Origin of the sequence: Weissella sagaensis (assembly GCF_005405285.1) — a bacterium.
In the GTDB taxonomy this organism is placed as follows: Bacteria; Bacillota; Bacilli; order Lactobacillales; family Lactobacillaceae; genus Weissella; species Weissella sagaensis.
In genome coordinates this window covers 1-20,942 of the sequence record NZ_BJDT01000007.1, presented here as the reverse complement: position 1 = coordinate 20,942, position 20,942 = coordinate 1, and the positions used below count along the sequence as shown (strand labels likewise).

Genomic DNA, 20,942 nt, shown 5'->3' with positions numbered 1-20,942 from the left:
TCATTATAAATGAAATTATACGTATAAAATCATTGTAATACTTTTAATATATCACGTAAGACACTTTCTTGGTAAACCGGCTGTTTTTGAAAATTTCGTCGTTCCAATTCTACTGCCTGCATGGCTTGATCAGATGCCTTTTTTTGCACATCTTGCTTATTGACTTGAGTAGCATCATCGTTTGCTAACATGGTTAACAACGCATGATAATAACCCAAAAACCACCCATTAAAATACGGCATAATAAAATTTTGATGTTTCATTACATTATCCTGGTGTGCCGTTATAGCATGTGATTCTTCAGATAACATACTAATTACTTCTTTGCTGACAACACTCTTAATCTGTTCCATATCAGTTACAAACGGTATAAACTGTTCATTAGCCAATGCTTCAACATGATCTACCCAAGTGGCAGTTTGTGCCGCAGGTTCGACTCCTGAAGAAATACCAATGATATACAGATAAGCTGCCTGAAAACCACGTTGCATCCCCTGTACTAAGATTGGTCGTAATACTGTATCTATTTTTTGATCATTAATATCTTGATTATTTAATACTGCTAATTTTTTTGTTAATTGTTCTTTTAACATAGCGTCCTCATTTAATAATAGTTTATATTATGATTATAAACTAAAAGAGCTACTAGTTTTTAAATTAGTAGCTCTTTTAATTAGCATTTTATTAAGCTAATGCACCCATTGGATCCCATGGTGCTAATTCTTTAGGTGTCTCATTTTCAAAAATGTTGCGTAATTCTTCTGTCAAATATTCTTTTTTAATAACCACTTGATAGGTGAATTGGTCAAACCATTCATCTGACATTGTAAAGTATCCCTTGTGGCCGTTCTTGTCACCCCAAGAGTTTTCAACCTTCCACTTAGTTGGTTGACCATCTACTAAATCAACACCTGTCAAAACCATGGCATGTGTCATCAATGAATCACCGTAATCTAAACGCTCTGCTTTGGTTAAGCTAAAATCAATATCAAATAAGCTGTCTTCATCATACAACTCAGTATCCATTAAACCTGCAACGCGATCTAACTTAGGTCCCATATCAACCCCAAACCATACATTTTCACCAGCTGAAAGCTGCTTAATTGCAAGGTCCTTAAATGTTGCCAAATCAAGGTTTAAATGCTTAACATCACGACCACCAACAACTGATCCCAACATCTTTACCCCATATGTCTGGTTATATGGCTTATCTTCAGTTGGTGCATTGATAATTGAAATGTATTCACTCAAATCCCAACCAACATATTTCTTAAAGAAATCTTGTGGTGTCATGCTTTGCTCACGATGGAATTCGCCATCTTTATCACGGAATGAAAAATCAAATGATAGTGGTGGCTCACCAAATGTAAGTGATAGCATGTAATAATTTTCTTTATTCAATGCCTCAATCTTCGTATCAATATCAGCCTGCGATGCACCATCATTAACTAACTTACGCAAAGCAATAGCATCTTTACGTAGCTTACCATTATACAAGCGATTAAATTCAGCTGAATGTGATGACGCTTGTGACTCAGGGAATGCTGATTGTGGCACAACACCATACTTTTCAATAATTGCAACAATCATATCCCATTGACCACCATCTTGTTGTGGCGTTGCCAAAAGAAAACTTACTTCACGATCAGTTGTTGCCTTATCTGCAGTTGCGACAATATTATTGTAAAAATAATTTGCTTTTTCAAACTTGTCCCAGAAAAATGTGTAGCTTTGTGATAACTCAAAATCACCTGGCAATCCATACATTGCTTTCATATCATGACGCATTGTATTCAATGCCGCAAACATCCAGCAACGACCTGACTGCAATTGATTAGCTACAGGTGAGCTTTCTAAATCAACACTAAAAATAGGCGTCAGTTCACCAGCACGTTGATTGTCACGAGCTGACTTTAAAATACCGTTAGTTGTTACAGCACCACGTAAGATAGCTGCTTTAGGCTTTTCATTAACATCCTTTTTAAATGCTGCTAATTGTTCTTGGGTAATTTCACTCATTTTTTAACCACCTTTTTCTCATAATCATTTAAGTTTATCGCTTTAAATACTATTATGCAAGGTCAATAAATTAATTAAGATATCTTAATACGATAAGCACGATAGACGTAACCCTTTGATTGTAAGTTACTTAATTCAACATTGAATACCTGATATCCTTCTGGTGTAACCTCTAAAATATTTGAAGCATCTCCATTTTTTGCATTTAAATAGCCAAAATCAATTAGATAATTACCATTATCTAATAATCGATTTGAACCAATTCTATCAGTATAATTTGCTTCCCCTAACGCTTGTCCATATGACCAAATTTCTTTAGCTGTCATATTTTTTAAATTAATTTTAACTTCACGTCCTGCTGAATACTTTGTCGTCGCTTGCTTATCACCATAAGAAACAGCACTATTATTGTCATAGAATGAAATGATCTCTTGCCCATCTTTTTGTGAACCAGGCACCACACGAGCATCATGTTGACCACCATTAATTGATGTGCCATCTGCATATTTAAGCACATACTGCTGCCATTCCTTTGGCCACTTCTCCTTTGGCTTACCAGATAATATCCACTTTGGCTCCATAGTCTTATAGTCAAATTTCATAATCAAATCCTGGTGTCGAGATGAAATAATGATACTATCATCATGCTTATCATAATTAATGGCATTTTGATGTAACCAATCAATGCGACCATCACGACGTTTGGTTGCCTGATAATTTGCGTAAAGATCATCCGGGAAAATACGTTTAAAATCAATTACTCGTCCTACCTTACCTGTCTGACGATTAATTTCAACCATCGTATCTTCGATATATTTTGATCCATCTGAAACTGTCGCAAGTAGGTTACCATTTGGTAATTCAATCACATCATGATGCACAACCGTTGTTTCACCATCAGATTTACGAGCTGCTTTTAAATTTTCTGTTGATGCTGTTTTACTACTAAACTGGTAATCTCGATAAAGTTTACCGACATAATCAGTTTCAACTAAATCATTATAAACGCGTTTACTATTATCTTGCTTACGTAAAATCAATAAATGGCCGTTTTTTAATGTTTTAAAAATATGTTGATTATATTCCGTGGAATACCAACGAATTGCCCCATCAGCATCAATTGCGAATGGATTTTTAGTCGTTCTTGTAAAAACTGTTAACCCATTATGACCAATCGCCATTTGATTTTTACTTGCTATATTGACCTTAATATTGACATCAGCTAACCGTGTTGGCAACGGATCCGTTTTAATATTGATAACTTTTTCTTCAATTTGACCATTTTGCTTAGTTATTTTTACCGTTACTTTATTATCTGTATCAGCATATAATCCCACCACATTAATACGATGGGTTTTGGTCTGTTTATTAACTGTATTTGTAATGGCGGTATGATCCGTTTTACCAGCCACTGTATAGCTCACTTTAGCAGGGATATCCGTTTTAAAAATGACTAATGCTGTTAATGGGGATGTTTTATACGGATTCGTTTGAATAAACATTTTATCAAATGTATATTGATCATCTTGTGTTGCTTTATTATACTTTTGATTCAACTTTTTTTGTTTATCAAGCAAATCATCACTTAGGTGAATATCTAAATTATTTTTAATTTGTTCATCTGTTAATAATTTAGGATGTTGTTCACGATACATTTTATGACCATAAACACTACCGCCAATAATAAAAACACCGATAACTATTATTAACAGCCATTGCCACACTTTTTTTCTATTTCGCTTTTCTTTCATATTAACCCCTTCATTACTAATGATTAGTTATTGTCTAACTTATCTGTTGTCATGATAAAAATCAAGTTTTTATTAATCCTAGTCTTTTTTATACGAAAAACACCTACTAATATCATTTTAGTAGGTGTTTTTGAATCAAAGAATTTAATAATAAATTCTTTGATTTTCTTAGGAGTAGGTATTTAAATTTTACTTTAAATACTTGCGTAAATTTTTATGAGTATGGGCTGTCAATCGGGGTGGGCTCCCCTATCAACAACACTCATACTAAATTCTTCATCTTAAAATAAATATAAAATATCTTAAAAACAACCTTAACAAAATTAAAAGTGGCCCTACTCCCCTACGGAGCACAGCCACTTTAAATCATCTATTTTTAAGAGTAGAAAACATGAATAAGATTGATGACTTAATATTAATTATAACACTAAAAATGATAAAAACAATCATATTTCTAATCTTTTTTTAATTTTAAACTCAATACTTTGTTATTAACCTTCAAAAATCATCGGCACCTCTAATTGTGGAATATAAGTATTTAGCCCAATTTCTCGTAAGGCGTTGCTTTCTAAATCTGGTCTAAATAAGTTCCATGGTATTGCTACTTTTGCATCAAATTTAGTAGCAATTTTTAATTTTGTGCCCTTCGTTAAACTTAAAGCATGTATATTCAATAAATAATTCGTATTTAAATCAATAATTGATTAAATAACATTTTCTTACAATAAGCAAACAATACAAAAAAAGCAAACAATACAAAAAAGCCCCAAAAGTTACTATTGAACTTTTGAGACTTTCATTTTTTGTTTTCTGCAATAACGACTTTTAACGCAGCTGGATAGACACCACCACTTTGATTTCTTTTCATAAACAACGCTTTGAGGCCCTGTTTCAGATAATCTTCTCTTGGATCATTAACTGCTCGCCAAGTTGCTAAACCACCCATGGATTTAACAATAATATGCCCAACATCAGCATAAACGTTTTGTCGATTTTCAATGTAATAATCATATATTATTACATCTCTATCTTCATATTGTTTAATAACCGTTAACATATTAATTCTCACTTTTTTGTAAATTATATCTTGGAGTAACTAATCAATTATATCCTATATCAAGAATTTAACAAAATGTATCTGAGAAAATTTGTAAACAGGGCTTGTAACTATTAAAATCAGATAGTTTAGTCAGAAATCATATCCTTTGCTAAATAGAAGCAACCATAAATTCCAGCATTATCTCCGTTACCGACTGAAACAATGTAATCGTCTAAGTCAGGAACTGCAAGATAATCATGTAATTGTTCGGCAAATGACTCACGAACCATTGGTAGTAAGTTTTCACGATGAGGTACACCACCACCAAATACAATCCGTTCTGGACGTAATGTGGCCGTATATGTCAATGCAGCTTGTGCAAGATAATATGCTTCAATTTCCCATGCTAAGTGATCATCAGGTAACTCCTTGGCTGAAACTCCCCAACGTTCTTCCATAGCTGGACCAGCAGCTAATCCTTCTAAACAACGATCGTAATGGAATGGGCATAGTCCTTCATAAGTGTCTTTTTCATGCTTAGCCATTACAATATGGCCAGCTTCAGGATGTGAGTAACCCCCAACAAATTGACCATTTGCAATAATACCAGCACCCACACCAGTACCAACAGTTAAGTAAACAACATTTTCTACATCTGATGCTGCACCAGAAACATATTCAGCCCAGCCAGCAGCATTCACGTCAGTTGTCCAGTAGTATGGTATATCACGCCAAGATTTCATAGCACCTAAAAAGTTATATCCTGACCATCCCCGCTTAGGTGTATCTAGCACATAGCCATACGTTGCACTATCTGGTTTAACATCAATTGGCCCAAACGATGCAATTCCAATCGCTGCAATATCTTCATATTGATCAAAAAATTCTTGTACTTTTTTAACAGTTGTTGCACCATCTTCTGTTGGAAAGCTTTCACGAGCAATCACTTTTTCTGGCTCTTCAACTGGGGCAACAGCCACCACAAACTTTGTTCCACCTGCTTCAATAGCACCTAACAATGACATTTGGGAATCCCCCTATGATTTCTTAATTTATTTTTCTATTCGTAAGGTATTTTAATGTAATTCGATAATAAATGCAAACGTTTACAGAAAATATTATTAATTTAGGCGCAAACGATTACGCAAATGATCTATTAAAAAATAACAGACTCTATAAAATAGATGAATTAAAAAACGCCTATCTTGCGCGTTTAGATAGGCGTTTTATATAGTATGGACGTCTCATTACTCCACAACATTTTGAATATGTCTTCATTATAACGTATTCTCTATAAAAATGGCGAATTAGTTTTTTATTAAACGACGATACATCCAGACTGTTAAGATATAATAAATTAGATACAAAACTAAGATTCCTACTAATGACGGACCAAAGCCAAGATAAATATTATTTTCACCTGCCATTAATGGTGCAAACATTTTTAGTCCAAAAATAACATCTAAAACACCAATGATCATTGGAATACCAAATAAGATTCCTAAATCAGTAGCAACAGTCTGTGTAATTTGCTTATTACTTGTACCAATCATTGACAAAATACGGTAACGTTGCTTATCATCTGCAACCCCAGATAATGTCTTAAACATTAACGTCGCTGCTAACATTGCTAAGAAACCAATTCCCAAAAAGACTCCCATGAATTCAATACCACCAAAGATTCCTTTGGTTTGTTGATATCCTGCATAAGAACCGGCAGCGAATTCTACCTTAGTATTGTTTACTTTTTCTTCAATATTAGCATTATGTGCCAATGCTTTCTCATTGGCTAACATATCAGCAACTTTGACTAATTGTAACGATTGTACTGGTGTATTAGCTGGCATTTTTGATTGATTTTGCGTAACAACTACTTTAGCCCCATAGCTTTGGTTAAGTAGCTGATTAGCAATTCCTTCCAGCGTATACTCAGATCCAGGTGTTTTACGGATATAGTCTCCGGTTAACCATTTTGTCTGCATTGATGACCCATTTTTTTCAGGTACTCGAGCTGGTAATTTATTCTGATTAAATTCTGCACCATTAAAGTATACTGTTTGACCCTTTTTAACATAATGGTATGTTTGTTGCCATGTTACATCTTTTAAGTTATCCGTTTTAACCTTATCAGTATCATAAACTGCTGTCATTGAATAGCTTGATTCAGCTAGCTTTGGCAACATACGATAGTAACCTTGACCTACTGACATAGCACCCAAGGCTAATGCAAACATAATCGCGATTGATGATAACATTCGTTGATAATCTGGTAAACGAAATGATAACTGTCCATTAATAAACGAACGTAATCCTCGCATACTAAATGATGATTGACGCATCCCATTCGTTATCATTTTTAATGTACGACTGATAAACCAGTAAGTTCCCCAAACATTCAGAATTAAGATAAGTACAAAGCCTGCCATGCCTATCGATGCTACTTTTGGCATTAATGCATAACTACCAATTAACAAAGCTAGCCCAATTAAACCAAATAATAAATCTACTTTTGCGTGTACTTTAGGTTGATTTACTTGTTTATTAGCCAATAGTAACGTCAAAGTATCTTGTTTCCGCAAACGACGCTGATTATATAAACCATTTAACAAGAATAAAACTGTAAAAAATACTAATGTAATAACAACTGACTTAATAGAAATTGATTGCCAATGGGTTAATTCAACCCCTAATAGTTTAATCAAATAACTACTGCTCAATGACGTTAATGCAAACCCAACAATAATACCAATGATTGTTGCAATAACACCAATACTTAACGTTTCACGTAACAATAGTGAACTAATTTGTTTTTTACTTGCACCCAACATTGACATCAAACCATAGTCTGACTGACGTAATCGTAGCAGGAATGCATTCGCAAAATTTAAATATACAAAAGTAATAATCCCTAAAAGAATTTCACCAATTACGAAAATGATTGAGATCTGTGACACGATGGAATTAGATTCCAAAAATGCTTTGTTATTAGCCATTGCACTAAACATATAGAAAATAGCCGCCGAGATGATCAAGCCAACAAATAATACAATATAATCACGCCACTTTGATCGTAGTGATTTTAAAGCAATTCCAAACATATGCGCCTCCTACTAATTAAAGTTCCCTAATTCAGACAAAACTTGTTGATAAAAGACTTCACGCGGTTGATTATCTCGATTAATCGTTTTAGTAATTTCACCATCAGTTAAGAACAAAATGCGTGATGCAAATGAAGCTGAGAAAGCATCATGCGTTACCATAATAATTGAAATACCTTCATTAGCATTAATATTTGTTAAATAATTCATCATTTCACGGGCATTTTCAGAATCCAATGCTCCTGTTGGTTCGTCCCCAAAGATAAGTGCCGGATTGTGTACCAAAGCACGCGCTGCACCAACACGTTGTTGTTGTCCTCCTGAAAGCTCACTTGGATATTTATTTAAATATTCTTCAATATGCAACATTTGGGCGACCTTTTGAACAGCTTGCTTAATTTTTTTGACACTAGCTTTTTGTAAAGTTAGTGGCAAACTAATATTTTCTTGCACAGTTAAACTGTCAATCAAATTATAATTTTGGAAAATAAATCCCATATCCTGACCTCGGAATTTTGAAACTTCTTTGTCAGATAGTTGCCAAATATCTTTGTTATTGATTGTAACAGTCCCTGAAGTTGGCGCCATCAATGTTGATAGGATATTTAATAATGTTGATTTACCAGATCCAGAAGGACCCATAATCGCAACGAATTCACCTTTATCTACTGAAAATGACAGATCATGTAAAACATCTTGTTGTACACCTGCTGCACTTAAATAACTTTTATTTAATTGATTAGCAATCAATAATGATTCAGTCATAACTCTTCTCCTAATATTTCCAATTTATTTCTTTTATGTTACAAGCAATACTATACACAATCTAATATTGGGTTGTCAAATGTTTTGTTAGCTGTTTATTAAAAAAACAGCTGTTCAGCGTATTAATCGCTTGAACAACTGTTTTATAACATCATTAAATTTCTGGTAGTTTTAAATCTTTAGTATCAATTAAGTGTAATTTATCAATAAAAATGTATTTCATTAAGAATGCTAAAACAATGGGGATTACAAAGAAGACAATTATAACTCGAATTCCTATTTGACTACCGCTTGATTCATTCAATGCCGTAATGGGACCAATTAATCCTGACATACCAAATCCTGCTGAAAATGGTGTTCCTGCCATCTTTAATAGACTAGCAATACCTCCTGAAATGGCAGACGCAATCATCACAGGAATAAATAACTTAGGTTTTGATAACATGTTAGCCATTTGAATTTTAGGCGATCCCATAAAGTGAGCAATAAATAACCCCCATGAATTTTCTTTCATTCCCATAATCGCTAACACTAATGATGCCGTAACAATACCTGCATTTGCAGCACCTGCACCAACGCCAGCCAATCCTATAGCAGTAGCAATTCCTACAGATGATAATGGCGATACAATTAAAATTGCAAATAAAGCACCCAACAAAATCCCCATCACAAGCGGTGCTGTTGTTGTTGCTGCCTGCACAACCCTACCAATACTATTTTGGATTGATACCATAATTGGTAAAGTTACTAACCCTAATCCACCTCCAACAACTAAAACAGCTAGCGGCTCAAATACTGCTCGTAATTGACCAAGCACTTTATGGAAAAAAATCGTTACCAAACTAGCCATCAATGTTGTCAGCATTATATTTAAAATCACACCGGATCCACTAATTATAAACTGTCCATGTTGTGTCGTGACAACACCTGAAGCGATAAAAGTGGCTAATGCCATTGAGGCACTCTCGATAGTCCCAAATTTCAATAAAATTCCTACAGCAAATGCTGCAATCAACGGCAATGCACTCTGTGATAACATGACCATCATATTTAAGGTTTTCACAATTTCAGTTTGCGGCATTATCGCTAATAACTGGCTGATCAATGCTGCTGGAATTAAAGCAACAATGATACCGCTCGCATTACCATTCAAGATTGCTAGTCCAAATTCTTTTTTACTCACTTTATTCATATTCATTATACCTTTTCCCATAATTTTACGACTACTCTAATTTAGCTCTACATCTCCCCAGTCTTGATTGCAATAAAAAACTGGGTATTTATTTTAAAATACCCAGTCCCTAATAAAATTCAATTCAATCTATCAATTAAATTGGTTATTATTTGGTTTCGGATATTTTTTATCCGAAACCTAGCAAAAATGCTTTTGGTCATTCGGATAGTCACCTAAAAAACCAAAAGTAATACTTCGTTTCAGTTGTTAACGTCATATTAATCATCATTTTTGCCCCTTTACTTAATTGATAATATTTATTTTAATCTATTTTTCATTTTTGTCAACATAATTTAATTAACAAAAATAAAAACACCGTATATCTACGGCGTTCTGTACATTAAAAAACATACTTGATAGCTTTAAAGCAACTACCACGGGGAATACATACAGTATATCGATAATTAATTAAATATGCGAATAATTTGATTCTAATTTTTTTATAATAAAAAAATCGTATTGCGTATCCGCAAAACGATTTGGTGTGGATGACGACCCACAAAATATTTTTTGATTGTGAAAGCGTTGATGTTGATATTGAGTCGTCTCATCACCCTCTTACTGCTCGAATAAAATTCTAATTATCATTCTTTTTTTCTGAAGGAGAAGAGTTTTCAGCAAGTTTTTTTGAAATCAATTGATAATTCGAACAGTAAGAGTGAAATGCGACATACCAACTTAACGGCCCCAATTCCGTTAATTACTTCATAATCTTGTTATTCGTATACGTTCCCCCGTATCTCTAACACAAGTACTATTGTAAGCGTTTCCATTATATTTGTAAAGCTTTTTTTAGAAAAATTTCATTTTTGTATTAATGTGACAAATTAGATGTACGTACAGCAATCTTTTACTAATACAAAAAGAAGCGTAGGCATTAAAAATACCTACGCTTCTTTTAATTTATTTAGTTATTGTTTTATTTTGCATACTCAATCGCACGCGATTCACGAATAACCGTTACTTTAATATGCCCTGGATAATCTAAATCATTTTCAATCTGATTACGAATATCACGAGCCAACACAGTTGCTTCAATATCAGAAACAGCTGCTGGTTCTACAATAACACGAACCTCTCGACCTGCTTGAATAGCATACGATTTTTCAACACCATTGAATTCATTTGCGATAGCTTCAAGCTGTTGCAAACGTTGAACATAGTTTTCCAAAGATTCTGATCGTGCCCCTGGACGTGCGGCTGAAATAGAATCAGCTGCAGCAACCAAAACAGCAATTGCAGATTCAGGTTCAACATCACCATGGTGTGAAGCAATCGAATTAATCACGACAGACCGTTCTTTGTATTTAGTTGTCAATTCGACACCTAATTCTACGTGCGAACCGTCTACTTCATGATCGATAGCCTTACCAATATCGTGTAATAATCCTGCGCGCTTGGCAAGCGTAACGTCCTCCCCTAACTCAGCTGCCAACAAGCCAGTTAGTTTTGCGACTTCTATTGAATGAACAAGAACATTCTGTCCATAACTTGTACGGTAGTTCATCCGACCAACTGTTTTAACTAGGTCAGGATGCATATTATGAATACCTAAATCAAAGATAGTCTGTTCACCAACTTCGCGAATATGTTCATCCATCTCTTTACGAGATTTCTCAACCATTTCCTCGATACGTGCTGGATGAATACGACCATCTGCGATCAATTTTTCCAAGGTATTCTTAGCAATTTCACGACGAACTGGATCAAATCCACTCAATACAACGGCTTCTGGTGTATCATCAATAATTAAATCAATACCAGTTACTGTCTCAAGAGCTCGAATATTACGGCCTTCACGACCAATAATACGACCCTTCATATCATCATTTGGAAGTGTCACAACTGAGACTGTTGACTCAGCCACCATGTCAGCAGCAGAACGTTGAATTGCACTAACAACTAAGTTCTTAGCCCGCTTATCTGCTTCTGCACTGGCTTGCTCTTCACTATCCTTGATCATCACAGCTCGTTCAGCAACTAGTGCCTCTTTAGTCTCTGATAAAATGCGATTGCGTGCATCTTCACGAGTTAAACTAGCTACTTCAACAAGTTTTTCTTCTCGTTGTGCGACTAATTCCTCAGCACGTTTTTGCTTATCATTAACACTTTGGCGTTGATGATCCAATTTTGTTTCTTTGCTCGAAATAACTTCTTCACGTTTTTGTAGTGAAGCATCTTTTCGATCCAAAACAGATTCACGACTTACCAAACGATCTTCTTGTGATTTTACAGCAGAACGGCGTTCTTGTAATTCACTCTCAATACGTTGTTGGTAACGTTGGCTTTCGTCACGCGCTTCCACTAAAGCATTTTTCTTTAATTGCTCAGCATCAACAGCGGCCTGACTCGTTATTTCTGTAGCGGTTTGGTGTGAAATAGTCAACGTATGGTTAATTTTTGTCTTAGCCACTTGATAACCAATCACACCACTAATTACGATTGCGACAAGCAACAACAGGATGATCATTAATGTGCTGTTCATCTTGTTTCTCCTGTCTAGAGAATTGACGTTTATGTCAAATCAATAGTGTTTTTTTTTGCGCTTAATAACACATAACTAATTTTAGGCTTTTACGTACCATAAGTCAATGCAACTGACTGATACTGTAAACAACAAAATAGCGCCATATCAACATTTTCATGATGACATGGCACTATTTTAATTGTACGATTTACTTTATTTTTTATTTTTAATTTGCAAACGTAACATATAACTCATTACATAACGAATTATGACTGCAATAATTGGTGAGATATACAACCATGGTGAAATAAATATACCTAGTCCAGCTGCTAATAATAACAATATAATAACTGGCAAACTAGCCCAGCGTAACATCTTTTTATCTATCTGAATTAATCGATCTGCCGTTGCCCAAAATTTCCTCAAGTCTGTAATTTTCTCAACATGAATATCTGCGTTAAGATCTGGTCGATTAACCGCAACCGTAATCGCATCTGTGTCATCTGGTAAATTATCTTGATTAGTGACAAACATTGTATTTTTATTTGCTAACCATTCATCTAATTGTGCTTGTTTATTATCTGGCGTCAAGTCAGCCTTTATATCAGTTAATGATGACATCATTTTTTGTAACGACGCTGTTGCACCAACAGTATCTCCAGAAGCTATTTTTACTGATAAATGACGTTTTACAAAAAAGTCATTTAATGAAATTAATGATTTACTTAATGTATCACCAAAGGTAATAACACCGATTACTTGTAATTTATCAACAACATAACTGACTGAATTCCCCAAACTTTTATAGGTTGCTAGTGCTTCTTCATCAACAATATAGCCTTCTGCTAATGTTTGAGCAGCAGATAATACAGCAAAACGTTCATTGAAAACGACACCCCTCACCCCTGCGCCAAATACAATCTCTGGTTCAGAAGCTGTTGAAGGAAAAATTGTGTGATCTTCAGCATACTTAATAATGGCCTGTGATAAACCAGATTTGGGCTCTAATGCTAGTAGACCTGTTGCTAGTCCTAATATATCAAAATCACTATAACGTTCATCCAATGACAAAATAGAGTGAACGGTTACGCTATCATCAGTTAAGACACCTCTTTTTTCAGTCACAATCGTTGACACTTTATGCAACTTTTCAATAACACGAACATCTTTGAAATTAATACCTTGTGCAGGTAAGTCATCCAAGCTTTTTTCTCGATGCCATCCAGCCCATAGCGCTGGCCAATTTGCATCAGCAATTATTAATACTGATACCATTATCGTCAAACCATACACCCAACTGGCAGTTAAGCCAAAGAATAGCAGCGCATAGATTGCCAAAAATACTGTCATGATATTCAATCGACGTGTTGTCTTTTTCATTGGGTCATTAACAATGATTGACAAAGTCTCTCGTTGTAGTAAACCTAATGACCCCATCATAAATGACATACCAAACAATAGCATTGGTAGTGTCATGGTCCATAAGGCGTGATCTTTTAGATTAATAAGATAAATCCACAATACTACTAAATACCAAATCGTTTGACCCAAAATTGGTAACCACAAAGTCACCGTCTTCATTTGCTTACTTTGATATAATGCTTGCTTTATCATACGATCATCTAAATACACAATCGTTACAGCTCCTAAACCAAACAGCGTCATTATCAAATGGTTAATATGCGCTGTCACTAACGGCGATGTATTTAACAACGTTGGTAAAAAAATAACAGCTAACAATGCTAACATAAACATCACAATTGCGTATTGGTAATATCGAATTTTACGTACCGGCATATATTAAACCCCTCGCATACTTAGAAAATGTCATGATTACAAAAATAACCGTGCCCTAGGGACACGGTTATTTTAAAAAAGGAGATGGAGGGATTCGAACCCTCGCGCCGGTTTCCCGACCTGACGGTTTTCAAGACCGTTCCCTTCAGCCAGACTTGGGTACATCTCCATTAATTGCGGGTGTAGGATTTGAACCTACGACCTTCGGGTTATGGGCCCGACGAGCTACCAGACTGCTCCAACCCGCTATAATATTAAAATAAAACATCTAATGATGTTAAAAGGAGATAGGGGGATTCGAACCCTCGCGCCGGTTTCCCGACCTGACGGTTTTCAAGACCGTTCCCTTCAGCCAGACTTGGGTATATCTCCATGTATGTAATTGAACAACACAACCACAAAGAATATCTTACCTTTTTAAGCCAAACATGTCAACACTTTTTTAAACAATCGATTAATTCATTATTGATATCTTTTTATTTACAAAGATATCGTAATTCGAGTATTATGATATCACATTAATAACGAGATAAAAAATATTTTGTTATATAATGACATATCGCAATATTTTATATTTTGTTTTTTTGGAGGAGAAAATATGCTTGGATTAATTGGTTTAGCAGTTGTTATATTAGGACTTTTAATCTCGATACTAGGTAATACTGCCCCACTTATTCGTTTATACTTTGGTGATAAAAGTGTCGTCACTCAAATTGTTTGGGGCGGTGTCTTATTTATTATTGGTGCAGCTATCTTAATTTACAATGCCATTAACTTATAATTTGTGCTAATTTTAAAACAGCAAATGTTTTAGTAAATAATAATATCTAATAGTTAATTATGAGAAAAATCAGTATTCCCTAATAAATAAAGCCCTTGGTATATCAACATTTTGTTAATATACCAAGGGTTTCCTAAAATCATAAAAATGCGAACGAAGGGGATCGAACCCTCACGGTATTTCTACCACAGGATCCTTAGTCCTGCGCGTCTGCCAGTTCCGCCACATTCGCTTCGTTATCAATACACAGGTAATGTTAGCAAATATCTACAGTATATGCAACCCACCCAACGTTTGCTTAATAACGTTATTTACTCCAAATAAAAGCCTTGTGTGTTACCTGAAAAAAGTAGCGCACAAGGCTTTTATAATACCATACATATACTTTATTTATTTGGCTCAATCATCGACAATCCAATGCGTTGTCTTTTTTTATCAATCTCAGTTACCCAAACTGTAACAATATCGCCAACAGCAACAACAGTATGTGGATTTTTAACATGTGCCTGCGTCAATTTTGAAATATGGACTAGCCCATCCTCATGAACACCAATATCCACGAAAGCGCCAAAATCAACGACATTACGCACTGTCCCCTGTAATTGCATCCCCACCTGTAAATCATCCATTGTCAGCACGTCAGATCTTAACGTTGCCATTGGTGCATCATCACGTAAATCTCGACCAGGTGTAATTAATGATTCAATAATATCATGTAACGTTGGATACCCGACATTAATTTTTTGCGCAAAAGCAGGTGTATCTAGTTGACGTAATTTGTCTGCAGCTTGTGTCCCCAAATTTTCAACTCTTGCTTCCAAACAAATTTGTTCAGCTATTTTATATGATTCAGGATGAATATCAGTGTTATCAAACACATTTTTACCATTTGGAATCCGTAGAAATCCTGCTGCTTGTTCGTATGCTTTTGGTCCTAATTTTGCAACTTTTTTTAATTCAGTCCGCGCCTTAAAACTGCCATTTTCATTACGATAGGTAACAATATTATTGGCTGTGGTACTCGTTAAACCTGCAATATGCGTTAACAATTGCGGTGATGCAGTATTTAGATTAACACCTACCTGGTTAACTGCTGTTTCTAACACATGGTCTAATTCTAGAGATAGCTCTTTAGTTGGTAAATCGTGTTGATATTGACCAACCCCCACAGCTTGTGGGTCTATCTTAATTAATTCAGCCATGGCATCTTGTATACGCCGAGCAATCGAAATGGCTGATCGTTGTTCTACTGGTAATTCTGGAAATTCAGCTCGCGCAACATCACTAGCTGAATAAACTGATGCACCAGCTTCATTAACCACTGCATACCGTAGATTTGGTAAATCTTTTTTTATAATATCAACAATAAACTGCTGTGATTCACGTGAAGCCGTCCCATTTCCAATAGCAACCAATGATACACCATATTTATTAACTAATTTAATTATAGTATCTCGTGCATCTTTTGGATTATATTTGGGTGCTTTATGAGGGTAAATGACTGCTTTATCCAAAAATTGACCAGCTTTATCCACTACAGCTAACTTTGAGCCTGTACGAATTCCCGGATCAAATCCCAATACAACTTGTCCTCGCAGTGGGGCCGCCATTAATAAATGATACAAATTAGTCCCAAAAACCTTAATTGCATCCTGACTAGCCTGCGTAAACAGCTCCTTCCTAATTTCACGTACAATCGCTGGTTTAATAAACCTTTTATAGGCATCATTGGCTGCTGCACTCAAAATATCGGCAGCTAACCCTGTTTTACTACCAACTAAGCGGAATTTAAAATAACGATTAATTGCTTCCTCATCAGTAGTAATACTACCTGATAATACACCTTCACTTTCACCACGATTAATTGCTAAAATTTGATGATTTTGCACCCTTTTTAAGGGTATATCAAACTCATAATATAATTCAAATACTCCTTGTTCATCTTTTTTATCAGCACCACGCTTTAATTTAGAAGCCAAATGACCATTTTTATAAGTAAATTGGCGTACCCAATCACGAAGTCCAGCGTTTTCGCCAATCACTTCTGCAAAAATTTCATGAACTCCTGAAAACACATCATCACTCGTATTTAAGCCCTTTGTCGGATTAACATATTGCATCGCAACTGATTTCAAATCAACATCTGGAAAGGTCTGGATTAACTGTGCAAAAGGCATCAAACCCGCCTCTTTAGCAACAGTTGCTTTTGTTTGTCGTTTTTTCTTATAAGGTAAATAAATATCTTCAATCTTTTGTAATGAATCTGCTGCTACAATCGCTTTTTGAAGAGATTGTGTCATCATTTTTTGTTCACTAATGGCTTTATAAACCGTTTGTTTACGATTTTGGATTTCAGTTAATTGTTTAGTAACTGTTTGAATGTCACGAATTTGAACTTCATCCAAATTACCCGTCGCTTCTTTTCGATATCGAGCAATAAACGGCACTGTATTTCCGTCATTCAATAAATCGGTTACTGCTTGCACCTTTTTAGTAGGTAACGTTAGCCGCTCACCCACCTTTTTTGGCACATTAATTGCTATTATCTCGTTCATTTGATCTAAATCTGACATTTTATTTTGTTCCCATAGTAAAGATACGTCTAACCTGTGCAAAGAATTTATCTAAATAGATATCTTGGTCTTTTTCTGATTGTGTAAATGCAGTCAAATCAACCTGTTTTGTTTTTGTATCTAAAGAATCAGCCATCATCTTGGTTGCACTTGTATACGCAGTAAATAACTGTTGTATGTTCTTGTGGGCCCCAATAAATCGGACAGGTGCTGACATCCCATTTAACTTGCCAACAACGTCTTGATAAACTTCTACCGTATTTTCAAATTCTGTTGCTATTTCTACAAATTCTTGATCTGATAACTTTGAAATGCCATCAGATTTTATTGCTTCATCTAATTTTTCAAAATAAGGCGCAACATGATTCCCAGCTTCTTCAATGGTTTCAATATGCCCACCTAATAAAACACTATATTGTTGCATCGTAATAAATTTTTTCTTGCTCATTATTTTTCTCCTATAATACAAAAAGACTAGGAAAAATTCCCAGCCTTAATCGTTTCAATTTAATTAATTGTATGATTTAAATTTCCTATCTTAAATTATACAATACTTATCCTTAATTTAATGTATCAATTAATGCATATTTACCATCTCGACGCTTGTAAACAACCGCTGGTAAATCAGTCTCAGCATCTTGAAAAATGAAGAATTCGTGACCTAATAGCTCCATTTGAAGAACAGCTTCTTCAACATCCATTGGCTTCAAATCAACATGCTTTGTACGTACAATGTTCAACCCATCTTCTGAATCGTCTTCAGTCGCTTCAGGTTCAACCATGAAATCAGTATTCTCTAATCCCTTATATCCCTTTTCACGAGACTTGCGGTTAACCTTAGTTTTGTACTTGCGAATTTGACGTTCTAACTTCTCAGAAACAAAATCAACAGTTTGGTACATATCTGTTTGTGTATCTTCTGCACGCAACAATAAATATGGTAATTGAATAGTTACTTCTGTCTTAAAAGTACCTTCTTTATATGAACGCACATTAACACGAGCAATATAATTAGCTTCTGTGTTCAAGTAACGCTCTAAACGTGAAACACGCTTCTCGATGTACTCTGACATTGCATCAGTGATTTCAATGTTCTCACCACGTACCTTAAATTCTAGCATAATTCCGTCTCCTGTCTAACTGAATTTGCAAGATATTAATCCCCAAAATCTATATCTTACCCTACCGAAGATTTAAATTTGTATCCCTTCGGTAGTTATATTGTAACACATTAATAACAAAAAAAGAAAGCGTTACCATTTAATTGGTATCATTACCGTGATAACGTTATTGACGTTACATCCCGTGCACCAGCATCCAATAAACATTGTGCTGCATGGCGCAATGTTCGACCAGTTGTGTAGACATCATCCACCAAACAAATCTTTTGATTACAGACATATGACTGAGAAACAGCTAATTTAAACGGCTGTTTCGTATTTAGACGTTCCTGCCTATTCTTTTGTGACTGTATCTTTTTATTAGAATAACGATATTCTAGTAATTCTGCAAATGTTAAGTCCTCTAACCAACCAACAACTTGATTAAAGCCTCTTTGTGCATACGTCTTATCTGTAACTGGAATCGGTACAATCTGGTCAACATCTATTGTTGCTAATTTTTGCTGTATCATATCTTTAAAAATCAGACGTAAATGATAGCCGCCGTCAAATTTATAACTTTTAAAATATTCTTTCATTTTAAAATTATATTTAAATAATGCTTGATTATTAATTTTCGGATAACCCAGTTTAAACCATTGTAAGCAGTCTTGGCAATATTCTTGAGTTGTCTTTATCTGGCACTCTAAACATCCATTTATAGGATTGATCATTTCAAATTCACGCCAACAGTCACGACACACTATTTCTGGTTTAACAAATGAAAAATTAAATAACTTATTTAAATTCCAAGACTGTTTAATAAATTGCTGACATAATTCACATGTCATATTTCTTACCTAATATATTTAAATAATTTATCTCTGCTATAGCCGTCATCAGTTGCTTTGTTTTCTCTCTGGCATACACGGTAACGTTCCCTGTTGGCCTTTCTAAACTACGCCCACATCGACCAGCAATTTGAATTAATGCTGTTGCTGTAAAAATATTTTCATCTCCACCAAGAATTAAAACATCAATTCCTTTAAAGGTTACGCCACGTTCCAAAATAGTCGTTGTTATCAAACCATCAATTTGTTTAGCACGCATGGCTTGAACTTTTTCTAATCGCTTTTCATCTGTTGCGTAAGTTCCTAATATATTAATATCAGTACCTGTTAATTGGGCTACTACCCTTTTAACATCGTCTACCTCTGGAACAAATAATAAAAAATTAATTTTCATTTGTTTTAAATACATAATATGTTTAATCACTTTAAGTGGTAATTTACGCCTCCAGTTTTGTACTATTTTAATTGTTAAATTGGGAAGTTCATAACCATGAAATCGACGGGGTAATGTTGAGAATCCTATCATTCCTTGTTTTACTAATTTTTTTAATTGTTGATTTAAAGTAGCTGTCAAATAAAATTTAATACCTGTTTTTTTTAAAGCTTGCTCTGTCGCATAACTTAGCATTGTATTTTCTACATATGGGAATGCATCAACTTCATCAATTACAATAACATCAAATGCCTCTTTGAAAGTCATTAATTGATGCGTCGTTGCAATGACTAATTGTGTGTAGTAATATTCATCTTTACTACCACCATATAAGGTCACAAATGGTATTATAAATGCATTTTGTATGCGTTTTTTTAATTCAATTACAACATCAATACGTGGCGCTACAACAGCAATGCGCATATTATCTTGGATTGCTTTGGTTATCATTGGAAATAGCATTTCTGTTTTACCAGCTCCCGTAACTGCGTAAGTCAAATGGGAAATATTTTTTCTCAAAGCAATTAATTGTTGATTAGAAACTGCTTCTTGGAATGCCGTTAATTTTCCTTCCCAAATACACGGACGTTCACTATGCTTAAAATCATTTGGATCTGCTAAAGTTATTAAATAATCATTAGAAGTAATTCGCCCCATTTTTGAACAGCCCCAACAATAACTAACATTATTGGGTAATTGCCACGCTTTTAAAATTTTACTTTGACATCGTGTACACTGACCATTTCGAATAGCTGGCAAAATTTTCACATCATTTGGTAATACATCAATATTTTCTTTTGCACAGACTACATATCGACCATATAACAGAGATTTGTCATGAACTATCATTATGCTACCTCCTTTTTATAAAGACGGTATTTACCATATTTGTACACAAAAAAAGAGTTCACATTTTACTGTGAACTCTTTCCAAGTTGCATCGCGACGTCCTATCCTCGCAGGAGGCGATCCTCCAACTACTTTTGGCACTACTGAGCTTAACTTCTGTGTTCGGTATGGGAACAGGTGTGACC

The 20,942-nt window shown here is 34.8% G+C and carries 17 protein-coding genes, 4 tRNA genes and 1 rRNA gene; 1 reads left to right on the top strand and 21 read right to left on the bottom strand.

Translation table 11 applies throughout. The features are described from left to right. Window positions 1-29 precede the first annotated feature (29 nt). The 14 genes from FFM55_RS07375 to FFM55_RS07315 form a co-directional block, all read right to left on the bottom strand. A complete protein-coding gene (locus FFM55_RS07375) occupies window positions 30-593 on the bottom strand; it encodes a hypothetical protein (RefSeq protein WP_137600796.1) in 564 nt (187 codons plus the stop codon). A 91-nt stretch (window positions 594-684) separates the two neighbouring features. Next, complete coding sequence (locus FFM55_RS07370; RefSeq protein ID WP_042493641.1) at window positions 685-2,019, bottom strand: C1 family peptidase; 1,335 nt, start codon at window positions 2,017-2,019, stop codon at window positions 685-687. Between the two features lie 74 nt (window positions 2,020-2,093). Continuing rightward, window positions 2,094-3,770: an aryl-sulfate sulfotransferase gene (locus tag FFM55_RS07365; RefSeq protein ID WP_137600795.1), complete on the bottom strand. Its 1,677-nt coding sequence runs from the start codon at window positions 3,768-3,770 to the stop codon at window positions 2,094-2,096. Window positions 3,771-4,261: 491 nt separating this feature from the next. Beyond that, entirely contained in the window at window positions 4,262-4,444 is a 183-nt protein-coding gene (locus tag FFM55_RS09850) for a hypothetical protein (RefSeq protein ID WP_141926526.1), read from the bottom strand. Window positions 4,445-4,566: 122 nt separating this feature from the next. Then, a complete protein-coding gene (locus tag FFM55_RS07360) occupies window positions 4,567-4,827 on the bottom strand; it encodes a hypothetical protein (RefSeq protein ID WP_137600794.1) in 261 nt (86 codons plus the stop codon). A 128-nt stretch (window positions 4,828-4,955) separates the two neighbouring features. Beyond that, the gene (locus FFM55_RS07355) at window positions 4,956-5,834 is read right to left on the bottom strand and encodes an ROK family protein (protein WP_042493635.1); all 879 of its coding nucleotides are present in this window, start codon (window positions 5,832-5,834) and stop codon (window positions 4,956-4,958) included. Window positions 5,835-6,116: 282 nt separating this feature from the next. After that, complete coding sequence (locus tag FFM55_RS07350; RefSeq protein ID WP_137600793.1) at window positions 6,117-7,907, bottom strand: FtsX-like permease family protein; 1,791 nt, start codon at window positions 7,905-7,907, stop codon at window positions 6,117-6,119. A gap of 12 nt (window positions 7,908-7,919) precedes the next feature. After that, on the bottom strand, window positions 7,920-8,672 hold the full coding sequence (locus FFM55_RS07345; RefSeq protein ID WP_042493631.1) for an ABC transporter ATP-binding protein: 753 nt from the start codon (window positions 8,670-8,672) through the stop codon (window positions 7,920-7,922). 154 nt (window positions 8,673-8,826) lie between these two features. Continuing rightward, window positions 8,827-9,870 (bottom strand): PTS sugar transporter subunit IIC, encoded by a 1,044-nt coding sequence (locus FFM55_RS07340; protein WP_228179650.1) that lies wholly within the window; start codon window positions 9,868-9,870, stop codon window positions 8,827-8,829. A 955-nt stretch (window positions 9,871-10,825) separates the two neighbouring features. Then, the gene (gene rny, locus FFM55_RS07335) at window positions 10,826-12,391 is read right to left on the bottom strand and encodes a ribonuclease Y (RefSeq protein ID WP_137600792.1); all 1,566 of its coding nucleotides are present in this window, start codon (window positions 12,389-12,391) and stop codon (window positions 10,826-10,828) included. 195 nt (window positions 12,392-12,586) lie between these two features. After that, window positions 12,587-14,170, bottom strand: a complete 1,584-nt coding sequence (locus FFM55_RS07330) for an HAD family hydrolase (protein ID WP_137600791.1) — start codon at window positions 14,168-14,170, stop codon at window positions 12,587-12,589. Window positions 14,171-14,249: 79 nt separating this feature from the next. Continuing rightward, window positions 14,250-14,339 (bottom strand) — tRNA-Ser (locus FFM55_RS07325). Between the two features lie 5 nt (window positions 14,340-14,344). Then, window positions 14,345-14,418 (bottom strand) — tRNA-Met (locus FFM55_RS07320). Between the two features lie 34 nt (window positions 14,419-14,452). Then, window positions 14,453-14,542, bottom strand: a tRNA-Ser gene (locus FFM55_RS07315). Window positions 14,543-14,768: 226 nt separating this feature from the next. Here FFM55_RS07315 and FFM55_RS07310 point away from each other — a divergent pair. Next, entirely contained in the window at window positions 14,769-14,951 is a 183-nt protein-coding gene (locus FFM55_RS07310; RefSeq protein ID WP_042493624.1) for a hypothetical protein, read from the top strand. A 148-nt stretch (window positions 14,952-15,099) separates the two neighbouring features. Here the strand turns inward: FFM55_RS07310 and FFM55_RS07305 are convergent. The 7 genes from FFM55_RS07305 to rrf all read right to left on the bottom strand — a co-directional run. Next, a tRNA-Leu gene (locus FFM55_RS07305) sits at window positions 15,100-15,183 on the bottom strand. 154 nt (window positions 15,184-15,337) lie between these two features. Beyond that, window positions 15,338-17,524 (bottom strand): Tex family protein, encoded by a 2,187-nt coding sequence (locus FFM55_RS07300; protein ID WP_137600790.1) that lies wholly within the window; start codon window positions 17,522-17,524, stop codon window positions 15,338-15,340. Window position 17,525: 1 nt separating this feature from the next. Further along, entirely contained in the window at window positions 17,526-17,972 is a 447-nt protein-coding gene (locus tag FFM55_RS07295; RefSeq protein ID WP_042493622.1) for a hypothetical protein, read from the bottom strand. Window positions 17,973-18,084: 112 nt separating this feature from the next. Beyond that, the gene (hpf, locus tag FFM55_RS07290) at window positions 18,085-18,645 is read right to left on the bottom strand and encodes a ribosome hibernation-promoting factor, HPF/YfiA family (protein WP_042493620.1); all 561 of its coding nucleotides are present in this window, start codon (window positions 18,643-18,645) and stop codon (window positions 18,085-18,087) included. Between the two features lie 152 nt (window positions 18,646-18,797). Beyond that, a complete protein-coding gene (locus tag FFM55_RS07285; protein ID WP_137600789.1) occupies window positions 18,798-19,223 on the bottom strand; it encodes a ComF family protein in 426 nt (141 codons plus the stop codon). A gap of 241 nt (window positions 19,224-19,464) precedes the next feature. Beyond that, window positions 19,465-20,757 (bottom strand): helicase-related protein, encoded by a 1,293-nt coding sequence (locus tag FFM55_RS07280; protein WP_042493617.1) that lies wholly within the window; start codon window positions 20,755-20,757, stop codon window positions 19,465-19,467. 88 nt (window positions 20,758-20,845) lie between these two features. Then, window positions 20,846-20,942, bottom strand: a 5S ribosomal RNA gene (gene rrf / locus FFM55_RS07275); the annotation flags it as partial.

What these genes read in the sequence shown, in the direction of transcription:
- FFM55_RS07375 (WP_137600796.1), bottom strand. Translation starts at nt 593, where the DNA reads ATGTTAAAAGAACAATTAACAAAAAAATTAGCAGTATTAAATAATCAA.
- FFM55_RS07370 (WP_042493641.1), bottom strand. Translation starts at nt 2,019, where the DNA reads ATGAGTGAAATTACCCAAGAACAATTAGCAGCATTTAAAAAGGATGTT.
- FFM55_RS07365 (WP_137600795.1), bottom strand. Translation starts at nt 3,770, where the DNA reads ATGAAAGAAAAGCGAAATAGAAAAAAAGTGTGGCAATGGCTGTTAATA.
- FFM55_RS07360 (WP_137600794.1), bottom strand. Translation starts at nt 4,827, where the DNA reads ATGTTAACGGTTATTAAACAATATGAAGATAGAGATGTAATAATATAT.
- FFM55_RS07355 (WP_042493635.1), bottom strand. Translation starts at nt 5,834, where the DNA reads ATGTCATTGTTAGGTGCTATTGAAGCAGGTGGAACAAAGTTTGTGGTG.
- FFM55_RS07350 (WP_137600793.1), bottom strand. Translation starts at nt 7,907, where the DNA reads ATGTTTGGAATTGCTTTAAAATCACTACGATCAAAGTGGCGTGATTAT.
- FFM55_RS07345 (WP_042493631.1), bottom strand. Translation starts at nt 8,672, where the DNA reads ATGACTGAATCATTATTGATTGCTAATCAATTAAATAAAAGTTATTTA.
- FFM55_RS07340 (WP_228179650.1), bottom strand. Translation starts at nt 9,870, where the DNA reads ATGAATATGAATAAAGTGAGTAAAAAAGAATTTGGACTAGCAATCTTG.
- rny (WP_137600792.1), bottom strand. Translation starts at nt 12,391, where the DNA reads ATGAACAGCACATTAATGATCATCCTGTTGTTGCTTGTCGCAATCGTA.
- FFM55_RS07330 (WP_137600791.1), bottom strand. Translation starts at nt 14,170, where the DNA reads ATGCCGGTACGTAAAATTCGATATTACCAATACGCAATTGTGATGTTT.
- FFM55_RS07310 (WP_042493624.1), top strand. Translation starts at nt 14,769, where the DNA reads ATGCTTGGATTAATTGGTTTAGCAGTTGTTATATTAGGACTTTTAATC.
- FFM55_RS07300 (WP_137600790.1), bottom strand. Translation starts at nt 17,524, where the DNA reads ATGTCAGATTTAGATCAAATGAACGAGATAATAGCAATTAATGTGCCA.
- FFM55_RS07295 (WP_042493622.1), bottom strand. Translation starts at nt 17,972, where the DNA reads ATGAGCAAGAAAAAATTTATTACGATGCAACAATATAGTGTTTTATTA.
- hpf (WP_042493620.1), bottom strand. Translation starts at nt 18,645, where the DNA reads ATGCTAGAATTTAAGGTACGTGGTGAGAACATTGAAATCACTGATGCA.
- FFM55_RS07285 (WP_137600789.1), bottom strand. Translation starts at nt 19,223, where the DNA reads ATGAAAGAATATTTTAAAAGTTATAAATTTGACGGCGGCTATCATTTA.
- FFM55_RS07280 (WP_042493617.1), bottom strand. Translation starts at nt 20,757, where the DNA reads ATGATAGTTCATGACAAATCTCTGTTATATGGTCGATATGTAGTCTGT.